This window comes from Gemmatimonadales bacterium (assembly GCA_036279355.1).
Lineage (GTDB): Bacteria > Gemmatimonadota > Gemmatimonadetes > Gemmatimonadales > GWC2-71-9 > DASQPE01.
Genome location: DASUJH010000004.1, coordinates 66,803 through 79,722, shown reverse-complemented (window position 1 = coordinate 79,722; position 12,920 = coordinate 66,803). Strand labels below are relative to the sequence as shown.

Below are 12,920 nucleotides of genomic sequence, written 5' to 3'. Positions count from 1 at the left end.
TTGAATTGAGGTCACTGCGACCGGTCCGTCTGCAAAGCGCTCCACACGTCGCGCGCCGCCTGCTCCAGCGCGGCGCGGCTGCCCGCATTGTCGATCACGTAGTCGCTCCGCGCGCGCTTCTGCTCGGACGGCATCTGCGACGCGATCATCGCGTCCGCCTCCGCCGCGCTGAGCGACCGCTCGCCGATGAGCCGCGCCCGCCGCACCGACTCGGGCGCGTCCACCAGCACGACGACGTCGTACGCGGCGGGATCGGCCGCCTCGAAGAGGAGCGGGATGTCGGTCACGACGATCGCGTCGCCGCGGGCCACCGCCTCGCGGAAGAGCTCGTCGAGCCGGCGGCGGACCTCGGGATGGACGATCGCGTTGAGCGCCGCTAGCTCGACCGGGTCGCCCATCACCCGGCGCCGGAGCAGCGCGCGGTCGAGCGTGCCACCGGTGGCCACCACGTCCGCGCCGAACCGCGCCGCGATCGCCGCGAGCACGGGGCCACCGGGCCGCTGCGCCTCACGCGCCAGCCGATCGGTGTCGATGATCGTAGCGCCCCAGCTCCGGAACAGTTGGGATACCGCCGACTTGCCGGCGGCGATGTTGCCCGTGAGCGCCACGTTCAACGTCACAGCAGCTTCACCTGGTCTTCATCCACCCGCGGCACCTCGTGGCAGCGGCGGCAGCGCGCCTCGTAGCTCTCGTGCCCGCCCACCATGATCGTCGGCGCGTCCCACCGCGCGGGGCGGCCGTCCACCAGCCGCTGGTTGCGGCACGCGAGATCGCCGCACACGACGCAGATCGCCTGCAGCTTGTCCACCGTCTCCGCCACGGCCATCAAGTCACCCATCGGCCCGAACGGCTCGCCGCGGAAGTCGGTGTCGGTGCCGGCGAGCAGCACCCGCGTGCCGCGGCCCGCGAGCGCGGTGGCCACGCCCACGATGCCGCGGTCGAGAAACTGCGCCTCGTCGATCGCGATGAGCGCCGTGTCCGCGCGGGCGAGCCGGTAGATCTCTGCCGCCGAGTCCACCGGGGTCGCGTCCAGCTCCTTGCCGTCGTGGCTGGAGACGCTGTAGAGGCCGGCGTACCGGCTGTCGACGTGCGACTTGAATACCTGCACCCGGCGCCGCGCGATCACGGCGCGCCGCACCCGGCGGATCAGCTCCTCGCTCTTGCCCGCGAACATGACGCCGGCGATCACCTCGATCCAGCCGGTGCGGGCTCCCTGATACATCGCGAATCTCCGGAAGGGCGCGGATGGAGCCGCTAATCTAACGCGCTTAAGGCTCCTCGGGGCGGCCGAGGAGGAGCTGCACCCAGGCGCGGTCTTCCGGACGACTCACGACGTACACGTGGTCGCCCGGCGTGAGCACCGTCGAGCCGCGGGGCGGGATCATCTCGTTGCCGCGGATCACGAGCGTGACGGCGGCGCCGTCGGGCAGCGCCAGCTCGTCGAGGCTGGCGCCGCTCACGGCCAGCCGCTCGTCGATGTAGAAGCTCAGCAGCTCGCCGGTGAGCGGCTGGCGCGACTCGATGGCCAGCACCGCCGGCGGGCTCGGCGGCTCCTTGCGCTCGAGACCCAGGCGCCGCGTGGCAAAAGCGACCGTGCTGCCGGGCACCAGCGCGCTCAGCACCACGATGATGAACACGATGTCGAAGAGCCGGTCCGCGCCGGGCACGCCGGCGAGCACCGGATAGGTGGCGAGGATGATCGGCACGGCACCCCGGAGCCCCACCCACCCCATGTAGCCCACCTCGGCGCCGGTGAAGCGGAACGGCAGCAGGCAGAGCGTCACCACGAGCGGCCGCGCGACGAACGCGAGCACGGCGGTGAGCGCGAGGCCGATCCACACCACCCCCGGGAGATCCGATGGAAACACCAGCAGGCCGAGCAGCAGGAACATCGCGATCTGGCTCAGCCACGCGAGCGCGTCGTGCACCCGGAGCACGCCCGACTGGAACGGCAGCGGGCCCTTGCCCAGCATCACGCCGGCCACGTACACGGCGAGGAATCCGCTGCCGTAGAGCAGCGTCGGCACGCCGAACGCGAGACAGGCGATCGCCACGGTGAACGCGGTGTAGAGCCCGCTCGAGGGGAGCCGGAGCCGGCCCATGAGCGCCCGCCCCGCAGCGCCGAGGAGCCAGCCGGCCAGGAGGCCCACGGCGAGCTGGACGGCGGCGTCGAGCGGCACCCGCCAGAGCACGAGCGGGCCGGGCTCGAGCATGTTGCGGGTGAGCTCGGTCGTGAGGATCACCGCCATCGGGTCGTTGACGCCGGACTCGAGCTCCAGCGTGGCGCCCACCCGGCGCTTGAGCTGGATGCCGCTCGCGCGGAGGGTGGAGAAGACGGCGGCCGCGTCGGTCGAGGAGACGAGCGCGCCGAGCAGCAGGCCGCTGGGCCACGGCGCGCCGAGCACGTGCGCGGCAAAGCCCACCACGACCGCGATGCCCGCGACCCCGACCGTGGCGAGGATCGCCGCGGGGGCCGCCGCGTCGCGCAGCGCCTTGATCGGCGTGTTGAGGCCGCCGTCGAAGAGGATGAGCGCGAGCGCCACGGTGCCGGCGCGGTAGGCAAAGTGGTAATCGTCGAACGCGAGGCCGCCCACGCCCTCCGAGCCCGCGAGCATGCCGATGCAGAGGAAGAGCAGCGCGAGCGGCACGCTGAAGTGCTCGATGGCGCGGCTCGCCACGACGCTGAGCGCGAGCAGCGCGCCGAAGGTGGCGAGGAGGACGGCGGTGGCGGCGGGTTCGGGGGTGAGCATCGTGGCCAATATGGCTTGTCGCGCCGGATGCAGCAGCGCTAAATTAATAGCAGTTAATAACTCAGGGTACGAGGAGCGGACCCATGCCCAAGCCCAACATCTTTTCCGTCTCGCTGCCGCCGCCGGTGCGCGCGCTGCTCGACGCGGAGGCGGAGCGCCAGCAGCGCTCGCGCAGTTACATCGTGAGCGAGGCCATCCGAGAGTATACCACGCGGCGGCAGGAGGAGGAGTTCGGCGCGGCGCGAGACCGCACGCTGCGCGAGGGGCTCGCCCTCACCCCGGCCGAGCGCGTGCGGTTGGCGGAAGACCTGTGGCGGGAGTTGACGCGCGGGCGCAAGCCGGGCAAGGCGTGGACCGCGTCATTCGAGACGTTCGAGGACTACGAGCAGTGGCGGCGCCGGGGCGGGGAGGATCAGCGGTGAAGCCCGGGTCCGGGCCCGCTGACTCTGAGGGGCGCCTTGTCGCCGTCTGCCGCCTGCTCAACGAGGCGCGGGTCCGGTACGTCGTCATCGGCAGCTTTGCGCTTGCACTCCACGGGCTCGTGCGCGCCACCAAGGATGTGGACGTGCTCCTCGAGCCCACCCTCAGGAACGCGCGCCGCGCGCTGGATGCGCTGAGCGCGCTGCCCCTCGGCGCGGCCGCCGAGCTCGACCCGGCCCGTGTCGTTGCCCGGCCGGTCACGATCGTCGGCGACGACCCCCGCGTAGACCTGCTGACGCTGGCCTGGAGCGTCCGCTATGCGGATGCCGCGCCCCGGATGCAGCGGGTCACCATCGGCGGCGTCGACATTCCATTCGCTGATCTCGACACGCTCATTCGCAGCAAGCGGACAAATCGACTGCGGGACCAGGCTGACGCGGAGGAGCTCGAGCGGCTGAAGCAGTTGCGCGGCGAGCCCGACCTCAGCTCCTGAGCTTCGGCCGGCCCGGCGGTCTGGGCGGCCTCGGGCCGCCGCGCCCCGCCGGGCGCGCGCCCTCCCGCGCCGGGCCGCGGTCGAGCCGCGCCACCACGCGCTTCCGCCGGATGGTTGACCCGGTGAGCGCCGCCGCGATCCGCTCGGCGTCCGCGGCGGGCAACTGCACCAGCGAGTAGCCGTCGCGTAGCTCGATCCGCCCGATCTGCTCGCGCGGCACGCGCAGCTCCTTCGTGAGCACGGCGACGAGATCGTTGGCCGTCGCGCCTTCGTTCTTGCCGACGCCGACCCAGACGCGCGCCGTCGCTGGGGTCGCCGCCGGCGCCTGCGCTGCCACCGCGCCCGCGGGCGTTTCGACGGCGGCAGCGCCCGATGCAGCGGCGCCCTCCCACAACTCGTACAGCGCCGCCGCCACCGCGACCGGATCGTATCGCTCGAGCAGCGGACCCAGCACGTAAAGCGCGCGCTCCGGCCGACCGCTCTCGACGGCCTTCGCCACCGCCGCGCGCCGCGCCGCGGCCGCGCTTGCCGTGCGCTCCGCGACGCTCGGCAGGCGAATCGGCCGGCGCGGCTCGGCGATCCGCTCGACGTACGCTTCAGCGCCCGGCGGCACGAGCAGCACGACGGTGCCGGCCGAGATGAGCTGGCGCAGGCGGTCGGGCGTCGGCGGGTCGAAGGCGACGACGATTTCCGATGCGGGTGCGTCGCCCTCCGGCGAGTCGCCGCTTACGACGTGCACGCCCGAGTCCCCGACGGGGAGCGCCTCGGCCAGCGCCGCATGCCGGCTCCGGTCCGCGGTCCACACGGTGAGCGAGGCCGGGTCGAGCAGCTCGAGCAATTCGCCCACTGCTGCCGCACGCCGCGCCCACGCCACCGACGCCGTACGAACCGGCCCGGCGCGCTCGCTCCTCGCCGCCGCGCCGGGCGCCGCATGCTCCGCCGCCCCGCCTACCGTGAGCGCTCGGCGGGCATACCGCTCCGACAGGTCGGCCGCGCGCGCCGGCTCACTCGTGAGGATGACCCGCTGCGCGTCCCGCGGCAGCTCGGCCATGACTGCGGTGAGCGCGTCCGCGTCGGGCCACTGCTCGGGCCACCCGAGCACGAGCGCCGCGATCGACTCGGCCCCGAGCGCGCTCCGATGCAGCAGCGCGAGCGCCGTATCGGGCGAGGCAACGAGAAGGTCGAGCGCCTCGCCCGCGAGCCGCCGCGCCGCGCGCGCCGCACCATGCGTCACCTCCACGCCGAGCGACGCGCCGCGCGCGAGCGCGTGGGCCACGACGCCCCACTCGTCGAGCATCGTCTCGGGTGCCAGCACCAGCGCCCGCCTGCGCGACTCGCCCCCCAAACGGCTCAGCACCCCCGCGAGCGCGGGCCCCGCATACGCGGGCGCCGGCGGCGCCACGACCACGACGTTGTGCCCCCGCGCCGCCGTGGGCACCACCTCGCGCACGGCGGCATCATCCGCGCTCCACCCGAGCCGGGCGAGCGCGTCCGCAATCGGCGGCGTGAGGTGAAGCGCGACAAGATCAGTCAACGGACGTCCTCGGTTGCATGTACCCACTCCGGGACAACGGCGGAGCAGCGAAAACGGGCGCGGGCGGAGCCGACTGTCGGCTTGTCGGCGGAGGCCCCGCGCCCGTTTTCGCCGCTCCCGCCCGCGCCCAACCTAAGCCCGGCCACACGAGCGCGCCAACCGTTGACATCCCCCCATCCTCGAAGAACCTTTCCCCCACGCACCCTCACCCATTCCGGATTCGCCGATGCCCGACCCGCTGTCGCCCAATCTCCAGCACCTCAAGGCCTCCGAGACGGTCGCCATCAGCAACGAGACCAAGCGCCGCAAAGCCGCCGGCGAGGACGTGCTGGACCTGAGCGTGGGCGAGCCCGACTTCGACACGCCGGCGCCCGCGGCGCAGGCCGGCATCAGCGCCATTCAGCGCGGCATGACGCGCTATCCGCCCAACATCGGCATCGCCGAGCTGCGCAACGCCATCGCGCGCCGCATGTCGACGCTCTCGGGCGGCCGCGCCGTGAACGCCGACAACATCGTGGTGAGCTCGGGCTCCAAGCAGTCGCTCTTCAACGCCTGCTTCAGCCTGTTCGGGCCGCACGACCAGGTGCTGATTCCGTCGCCCGCGTGGGTCTCCTATCCGCAGATCGTCCATCTCACGCGGGCCGAGCCGGTGATGGTGCCCGGCGCGCTCGACTGGGGCCTCAAGGTGAGCGCCGCCGATCTCGACCGCGCCAGCTCGAAGCGCACCCGCGGCTTGCTCATCTGCTCACCGTGCAATCCGACCGGCTCGGTGTACACCGCGCCCGAGCTCAAGTCGATCGCCGATTGGGCGCGGAAGAACGAGGTGTGGATCATCGCCGACGAGATCTATCGGCCGATCCACTACGGCACCGGCCCCGCCGCATCGTTCCTCGATCTGCCGGACGAATACCTCGAGCGCACCGTCGTGATCTACGGCGCGAGCAAGGCGTACGCGATGACCGGCTGGCGCATCGGCGCGGCGCTGGCCCCGCCGCACGTGGCAAAGGCCATGGCGGCGCTGCAGTCGCACACGACGACGGGCGCCAACCAGCCCGCGCAGTGGGCCGCGGCGACGGCGTTCAGCGACGATCGGGTGGAGCAGGAGGTGCACCGGATGGTGGCCGCGTTCCGCCGCCGGCGCGATTACCTGGTCAGCCGCTTCCGCACCGAGATGCCCGGCATCGAGTTCGTCGAGCCGCACGGCGCGTTCTACTTCTTTTTCCGGGTGGACGGGCTCCGCGATCAGAAGCCGGTGACCGGCTCCGAATTCTGCGAGAGCCTCATGCAGCGCGAGGGTGTGGCGCTCGTGCCGGGCGCCGCGTTCGGCGACGATCGCTGGGTGCGGTTGAGCTACGCCGTGTCCGACGCGGACCTGGAGCGCGCCCTCGACCGAATCCTCCGGCACGCGCAATCCGTCGCCTCGGCCCGCGCCGCATGATCGCGATGGAGGCGCGGGTCGAGCCGCTCACCGGAGCGCTCCCCACGCTCACCTGGCGCTGGGATCCCGAGACCGACATCCTTTCCGGCTCCTTCAAGGGCACCCGCTCCGCCGGCGGACTCACCGGCACCGTGGAGTTGGCGGACGAGCAGGGCTCGGTGGCGGTGCTCGACGTGAACAACGGCGTGGTGTGCGGGCTCGACGTCGTCGTGTGGCCCGAAGTGACGACGGTCATCGAGCTCAAGCTGCCGGCGACGCTCACCGACGGGCGGGTGGTGCTGCCGCAGAGGCCATCGCGGCCCGGCGTGGCGTCGGTCGAGGTGGATGCCGCGCTCAGCATCGCCACCGATCCGAGCGAGAGCATCTTTCACCTCACCGTGGGCCCGCGGCGCGAGGTGGACGTGGTGCGTGTGGCCGACCGGCTGCTGGTCGAAGTGGACCGCGTAGGAGATCTCGCCGGGTTCTGGCTCGTCGAAGTGCCGCCGTTCCCCGCCGAAGAAGAGGTCTAGCCGAAGAATTCAGCTCTCCTCGCGTGAGAGCGCGCGCTCGATCCGCGGATCGGGCACCAGCCACATCACGGCGACCAGCACGTAGAGAAGCTGCGCGATCCATTGCCGGGCAAAGGCCGACGCGATGGCGACGATATAGATCACGATCGAGACGCGGCCTTTGAAGTCGCTGCCCACCGCGGTGGCCAGGAGCGAATCCCGGCCCTGCCTTGCGACGATGACCTGCTCCAGGATCCAGTAGGCGATCGCCGCCATGAGCAGCACGACGCCGTACACCGCGGTCGGCGCCGCCGCGAAGTGGTTCTCGCCCATCCAGCCGGTGACGAACGGGACGAGCGAGAGCCAGAAAAGCAGGTGGAGGTTGGCCCAGAGAATGGCGCCGTTCACCCGCTCGGTCGCGAGGAGCATGTGGTGATGATTGCTCCAATAGATGCCGAGATAGATGAAGCTCAGAATGTAGCTGAGGAAGACCGGAAGGACGGGGCGCAGCGCCTCGATCGTCGTGCTGTGGGGCACGCGCAATTCCAGCACCATGATGGTGATGATGATGGCGAGGACGCCATCGCTGAAGGCCTCGACGCGGGCGGTGCCCATCTGCCTCAGGCCGGCGCGTGGCTGAGCCCGAGTCCGCCGGCGACGACCCGCAGGCGGCGGTCCCGGGTCCACAAGCGGATCGTTCCGCCCAGCGCCGCGGACGCCAGCAGGTGCACGTCGACGATTCCGATGCCCCGGCCCATCAAGGCACGACGCTCCAGAAATTCCAGTGCCTCGGCATCCGTAGCGGTTGGCGCCCGGGGGAGCCGCGCGAGCAGATCGAGCACCTCGCGCCGATTCTTCAGGTTTCCGCACGCCAGCTCACCGTGCACCAGCGGATGCACGCAGACCTCTCCCGCGTTCAGCGCCGCCGCAAGGGCCGATTCGCCCCGCCGCAGGTGGTCAACCCAGATGGAGGTGTCGACCAGGATCACCGGCTCCTCGGCCGGCGCCGTGGAATGCGGCGCAACGCCGGTTCGCTGCCGCCCAGGCGGGCCAGGCGCCGTGCGCTTTCGCGCTCGATCAGTGCGCGCAGGCCTTCGTGAATGAGGGCGGTCCGTTCGGTGGTCCCCGTGAGGCGCTGCGCCTCGGCGAGAAGGCGGGCATCGAGATTGAAGGTCGTACGCATGGCGGTCGCTCGGACTGGTATGCACCAAGCATACATCAAATGATGGCGTGCCGCGACCCGCGCACTACGCCGCCCGCTCCCCCAGGAACCCTTCCGCCTGCCGCCGCACCATGCCCGCGTAGTACCCGCCCCGGCTCACCAGCTCCGCGTGCGTCCCCATCTCCGCCACCCGCCCGTCGCGCACCACCACGATGCGGTCCGCGCCCATCACCGTCGAGAGCCGGTGCGCCACGATGATCGACGTGCGGCCGCGGAGCAGCGTCCGGAGCGCGTCCTGGATGAGCGCCTCCGATTCACCGTCGAGCGCCGAGGTGGGCTCGTCGAGCACCAGCACCGGCGGGTTCTTGAGCAGCGCCCGCGCGATCGCCACGCGCTGCCGCTGCCCGCCCGAGAGCCGGCTCCCGCGCTCGCGCACCACCGTGTGGTAGCCGTCGGGCAGCGCCACGATGAAGTCGTGCGCGTTGGCCGCGCGCGCCGCCGCCTCGATTTCCCCGTCGCTCGCCTCGGGCCGGCCGTAGGCGATGTTGGCCCGCACCGTGTCGTTGAAGAGATGCGAGTCCTGCAAGACGACGCCGAGCTGGCGCCGCAGCGACTTCTGGGTCATCCGCCGGATGTCGGTGCCGTCCACCAGTATGCGTCCTGACGTCGGCGCATAGAGGCGCTGGAGCAGGCTCACGAACGTGCTCTTGCCGCTGCCGCTCGGCCCCACCAGCGCCACCGTCTCACCCGCGCGCACGTGCAGGTCCACCGCGTGCAGCACCGGCGCGCCCGCCTTGTACTCGAAGCTCACGCCCTCGAACATCACGTCGCCGCGGAGCGGCGGCACCTCCACCGCGCCGGGCTCGTCGCGCACCGCGTCGTCGGCGTCGAGAATGTCGTAGATGATCTCGAGCGAGACCGACGCCTTGCGCAGCGTCTGATAGACGTTGGTGAGGTTCTGCACCGGCCCGAACAGTCCGCCGATGTAACCGAGGAAGGCCACCAGCGTCCCCAGCGTGATCTCGCCCTGCCAGACGAGCAGGCCGCCGAGCCCGATGGCGGTGAGCCGCGCGAGCGTGCCGGCGAGGCTCCGGAACGCGCCGTTCCGGTTGTCCTTCCGCACGCCCTTCCGCACGATGTCGAGCCCCTCCCGCACGCCGTCAAGGAATCGCCGCTGCTCGGCGTCCTCCATCGCGAAGCTCTTCACCGTCATGATGCCGGTGAGCACCTCGTTGAACCGGGAGTACACCGAGGTCCAGCGCTCGACCAGCCGCCGCTCGCGCCGGGTCTGCTCGCCCGCGGCGTATGCGCCGATGAGCGCCGGAAGCGGCGTGAAGACGACGACCGCCGTGGCGAGCCGCCAGTCGAGTTGCAGCATGGCGACGAGCGAGAGGCAGAGATAGAGCAGGGTGGGCAGCAGGTTGAACCCGATCTCGCTGAACGCGGTGACGAAGCCGGTGATCGCCGTGTTCACCCGGTTCACCGTGCCGCCCACCCCTTCCCGCTGGTGGAACGCGACCGGGAGCGAGTTGAGCTTGGCCGTGACCGCCTCGCGCACCCCGTACTCGACACCGAGCCGCAGGTCCCAGCTCAGCGTGCCGAGCCAGGCGCTGAGCCACGCGCGTCCCACCTCGAGACCGAGCAGCCCGGCCATGATGATGCCGAAGCGTACGAGGTCGCGCCGGCGGCCCAGCTCGTCGAAGAGGTACTTCATGACGAGCGGGTCGGCCGCGCTGAGCGACGACATGAAGAGGGCGAGCGCGAGCACGCCTACGAGCGCCCGCCGATGGGGCCGGACGAACTCGAACGAGCGCCGAACCAGCCCTTGGGCGATCGGCGATGCTTCGAGGGCGTGCGGCGGCGCGGCGGAACGAAGCGGGATTGTGGATGCGGGCACGATGGCGCCGAAGATAGCAAGAGTGGGGCCGGGGGGGCGGCAAACGGGCGGTCAGGCGGACGGGCGGTCTGGCGGTCAGCAACGATGCTGGACGGGGCTCGGGATCTCCCTCAGTCCGCCCGTCCGCCTGCGTTCAGCTCTACCAACCGCGGGCCGCCGCGCGTCATCTCCAGCGTGCTCACCGAGGCCGGGGCCAGCTCGAGACGAAGAAAGTGATCGAGCGGGATGCCCAGATAATGGCAGAGCACGGCCCGGAGCACATCGAGGTGGCTCACCACGACGACGCGGCCGTCGGGAAACGTCGCGCCGAGCCGCTCCAGCTCGGCCACGGCGCGGGACTGGGCTTCGAGCATGAGCTCGCCACCGGGGGGGCGGGTGGTGCCGCGGAACTGATTGAAGCGCTGCCAGAGGGGGTCGGGCGCGAGGAGCTCGATTTCCGCGCCGGTCCAGGCGCCGAAATCAAGCTCGGTGAGGGCCGCCGAGACCTGGGCCTCGACGCCTCGGTCCGCGGCGATCGCCTCCGCGGTCTCCCGGGCCCGCTCGAGCGGACTCGAGACGATCGCGTCGAGGGGCACCGAACTGAGCCGCGCCGCCAGCCGCTCCGCCTCCGCCCGGCCGGCGGCCGAGAGGTGCACGCCGGCGGCCCGGCCCGCGAGGCGGCGGCGCACCGAGTCACAATGCGCGTGGCGTACGAGCAGGAACGTGGTCACCCCGTATACTCCCGTGGCCGGCGGTCACCTGCTACAAGGCTGGTGTGATCCCAATCATCCACCGCCCGGCGAGGAACATACACCTTAGCACTTCCTCGTTCGTCGCAGTAAGGGTTCTCGAATGAAGCTGGTCGTCTTTGGCCTGTCCATCAGTTCCTCGTGGGGAAACGGCCACGCTACGCTCTGGCGGGGCCTCTGCCGCGCCCTGGGCGCCCGCGGCCACTCCGTCGTTTTCTTCGAGCGCGACGTCCCCTACTACGCCTCGCACCGCGACCTCACCGACATGCCCGGGGGCGGCCGGCTGGTGCTCTACCCGGAATGGGACCTCGTGCTCCCGATCGCGCGCGCCGAGCTGGCCGAGGCGGATGCGGCGATGGTGACCTCGTATTGCGCCGACGGGGTCGCGGCCGCGGAGCTGGTGCTCGACTCACCGGCGCGGGTCAGGACGTTCTACGATCTCGACACGCCGGTGACGCTGGAGCGCCTCCGCCGAGGCGAGCCCGTGCCTTATCTCCCGCCGCAGGGCCTGGGCGACTTCGACCTGGTGCTGAGCTACACCGGTGGCGGCGCGCTCGACGAGCTGGTGAGCCGGCTCAATGCGCGCCGGGTGGCGCCGCTCTACGGGAGCGTCGATCCTGAGGTGCACTATCCGGTGCCGCCGCGCCCCCACTATGCCGCCGACCTCTCATATCTCGGCACCTATGCGGAGGACCGGCAGGAGGCGCTCACCGCGCTCTTCGTCGAGCCCGCGCGGCAGCGGCCTGCGCAGCGATTCGTGATCGGCGGCGCGCAATACCCGCAGGCCTTTCCGTGGGCCCCGAACATCTGGTTCGTGCGTCACCTGCCGCCCGCCGAGCATCCCGCGTTCTACAGCTCGTCGCGTCTCACGCTCAACGTCACCCGCGCCGCAATGGCCGAAATGGGGCACTGTCCCTCGGGCCGTCTCTTCGAGGCGGCGGCGTGCGGCGTGCCCGTGCTGAGCGACCGGTGGGATGGGCTCGACCGCTTTTTCACGCCGGGCGAGGAGATCCTGGTCGCGAGCGGTCCCGACGAGGTCGTGGCCGCGCTCGACCTGCCCTACGAGGAGCTCGCGCGCATCGGCCGCGCGGCGCGGGAGCGCGCACTCGCGAGCCACACGGCGGAGCGTCGCGCCGAAGAGCTGGAGGAGGCGCTTGGCGCCACCCTCGAGGTGGAGGCCTGAATGATGTGGGGCATCGTTCCGGCGGCCGGGTCGGGAAGCCGCATCCAGCCGCTCGCGTTCTCCAAGGAACTGCTGCCGGTCGGCAGCCGGATCGACCACGGCATCGAGCGCCCGCGCGCGGTGAGCGAGTACCTGGTCGACCGGCTCATCCTGGGCGGCGCGGATCGGCTCTGCTTCGTCATCGCACCGGGGAAGTCCGACATCCTGGAGTACTATGGGGGCGGCGCGTGCCAGGCGCACATCACCTTCACGGTGCAGCCGCGCCCGGCCGGGCTCTGCGATGCGCTCTTCAGCGCGCTCCCGCTCACCCGGCCCGACGACTTCGTGCTCATCGGCCTGCCCGACACGATCTGGTATCCGGAAGACGCGCTGCATGCGGTGGGCAGCGATCCGCTCTCGTTTCTCCTCTTTCCGGTGAGCCGCCCCGAGCTGTTCGACGCCGTGCGCACCGACGCGGACGACCGGGTGCTCGAGATCCAGGTGAAGCACGCCGAGCCGGCGTCGAACTGGATCTGGGGCGCGGTGAAGCTTTCGGGCGAAACATTCCATGCGCTGCACGCGCTCTGGCTCGCGCGGGGCCGGCGCGACGAGTATCTCGGCACGCTGGTGAATGCGTGGCTGGCGGGCGGCGGCACGGCGGTCGGCGTGCGCGCGGGCGAGGCGTACGTGGACGTCGGTACGCTGAACGGATACCGCGAGGCGATCACGATGCTGAGCGCGCGGCCGGTGGAGCGGTCGGGCGGATTCCGGCGCGAAGCCACCGCGGCTCCGGGCGCCGTTCCCCCGGCCGCGGCCGCAGCGGCCGTGCCGGCCGGACGCTGAGGGCG

Annotated in this window: 15 protein-coding genes; 6 read left to right on the top strand and 9 right to left on the bottom strand. The window is 71.5% G+C overall.

Annotation, left to right across the window (positions count from 1 at the left end):
• Nucleotides 1-11: 11 nt before the first annotated feature.
• The 3 genes from coaE to VFW66_01125 are packed head-to-tail and all read right to left on the bottom strand — an operon-like array spanning nucleotide 12 to nucleotide 2,750.
• On the bottom strand, nucleotides 12-620 hold the full coding sequence (gene coaE / locus VFW66_01135) for a dephospho-CoA kinase (protein ID HEX5385283.1): 609 nt from the start codon (nucleotides 618-620) through the stop codon (nucleotides 12-14).
• Nucleotides 617-1,222, bottom strand: coding sequence for a thymidine kinase (locus tag VFW66_01130; GenBank protein ID HEX5385282.1), 606 nt, complete (start codon nucleotides 1,220-1,222; stop codon nucleotides 617-619). Before VFW66_01130 ends, coaE begins: the two co-directional genes overlap by 4 nt.
• Before the next feature lie 46 nt (nucleotides 1,223-1,268).
• Complete coding sequence (locus VFW66_01125) at nucleotides 1,269-2,750, bottom strand: potassium/proton antiporter (GenBank protein ID HEX5385281.1); 1,482 nt, start codon at nucleotides 2,748-2,750, stop codon at nucleotides 1,269-1,271.
• 83 nt (nucleotides 2,751-2,833) lie between these two features.
• Here VFW66_01125 and VFW66_01120 point away from each other — a divergent pair, with 83 nt between their 5' ends.
• Nucleotides 2,834-3,172, top strand: coding sequence for a ribbon-helix-helix protein, CopG family (locus VFW66_01120; GenBank protein HEX5385280.1), 339 nt, complete (start codon nucleotides 2,834-2,836; stop codon nucleotides 3,170-3,172).
• Nucleotides 3,169-3,663: a DUF6036 family nucleotidyltransferase gene (locus tag VFW66_01115; GenBank protein ID HEX5385279.1), complete on the top strand. Its 495-nt coding sequence runs from the start codon at nucleotides 3,169-3,171 to the stop codon at nucleotides 3,661-3,663. Before VFW66_01120 ends, VFW66_01115 begins: the two co-directional genes overlap by 4 nt.
• Here the strand turns inward: VFW66_01115 and VFW66_01110 are convergent.
• The gene (locus tag VFW66_01110) at nucleotides 3,653-5,197 is read right to left on the bottom strand and encodes a DbpA RNA binding domain-containing protein (protein HEX5385278.1); all 1,545 of its coding nucleotides are present in this window, start codon (nucleotides 5,195-5,197) and stop codon (nucleotides 3,653-3,655) included. The genes VFW66_01115 and VFW66_01110 overlap by 11 nt on opposite strands.
• A gap of 226 nt (nucleotides 5,198-5,423) precedes the next feature.
• Here VFW66_01110 and VFW66_01105 point away from each other — a divergent pair, with 226 nt between their 5' ends.
• Both VFW66_01105 and VFW66_01100 read left to right on the top strand, forming a co-directional pair.
• Nucleotides 5,424-6,635, top strand: a complete 1,212-nt coding sequence (locus VFW66_01105; protein HEX5385277.1) for a pyridoxal phosphate-dependent aminotransferase — start codon at nucleotides 5,424-5,426, stop codon at nucleotides 6,633-6,635.
• Nucleotides 6,632-7,144, top strand: a complete 513-nt coding sequence (locus VFW66_01100; protein ID HEX5385276.1) for a hypothetical protein — start codon at nucleotides 6,632-6,634, stop codon at nucleotides 7,142-7,144. Before VFW66_01105 ends, VFW66_01100 begins: the two co-directional genes overlap by 4 nt.
• Before the next feature lie 9 nt (nucleotides 7,145-7,153).
• On the opposite strand, the gene VFW66_01095 is transcribed toward VFW66_01100, so the two are convergent.
• The 5 genes from VFW66_01095 to VFW66_01075 form a co-directional block, all read right to left on the bottom strand.
• Nucleotides 7,154-7,738, bottom strand: coding sequence for a TMEM175 family protein (locus tag VFW66_01095; protein ID HEX5385275.1), 585 nt, complete (start codon nucleotides 7,736-7,738; stop codon nucleotides 7,154-7,156).
• Nucleotides 7,739-7,743: 5 nt separating this feature from the next.
• Complete coding sequence (locus VFW66_01090; protein ID HEX5385274.1) at nucleotides 7,744-8,112, bottom strand: PIN domain-containing protein; 369 nt, start codon at nucleotides 8,110-8,112, stop codon at nucleotides 7,744-7,746.
• Entirely contained in the window at nucleotides 8,109-8,306 is a 198-nt protein-coding gene (locus VFW66_01085) for a type II toxin-antitoxin system VapB family antitoxin (protein HEX5385273.1), read from the bottom strand. The genes VFW66_01090 and VFW66_01085 overlap by 4 nt, the downstream gene beginning before the upstream one ends.
• 64 nt (nucleotides 8,307-8,370) lie before the next feature.
• The gene (locus tag VFW66_01080; GenBank protein ID HEX5385272.1) at nucleotides 8,371-10,182 is read right to left on the bottom strand and encodes an ABC transporter ATP-binding protein; all 1,812 of its coding nucleotides are present in this window, start codon (nucleotides 10,180-10,182) and stop codon (nucleotides 8,371-8,373) included.
• A gap of 110 nt (nucleotides 10,183-10,292) precedes the next feature.
• Complete coding sequence (locus VFW66_01075; protein HEX5385271.1) at nucleotides 10,293-10,892, bottom strand: histidine phosphatase family protein; 600 nt, start codon at nucleotides 10,890-10,892, stop codon at nucleotides 10,293-10,295.
• A gap of 121 nt (nucleotides 10,893-11,013) precedes the next feature.
• On the opposite strand from VFW66_01075, the gene VFW66_01070 reads away from it, so the two are divergent.
• Both VFW66_01070 and VFW66_01065 read left to right on the top strand, forming a co-directional pair.
• On the top strand, nucleotides 11,014-12,093 hold the full coding sequence (locus tag VFW66_01070; protein ID HEX5385270.1) for a glycosyltransferase: 1,080 nt from the start codon (nucleotides 11,014-11,016) through the stop codon (nucleotides 12,091-12,093).
• Entirely contained in the window at nucleotides 12,094-12,915 is an 822-nt protein-coding gene (locus VFW66_01065) for a sugar phosphate nucleotidyltransferase (protein ID HEX5385269.1), read from the top strand.
• Nucleotides 12,916-12,920: the final 5 nt, after the last annotated feature.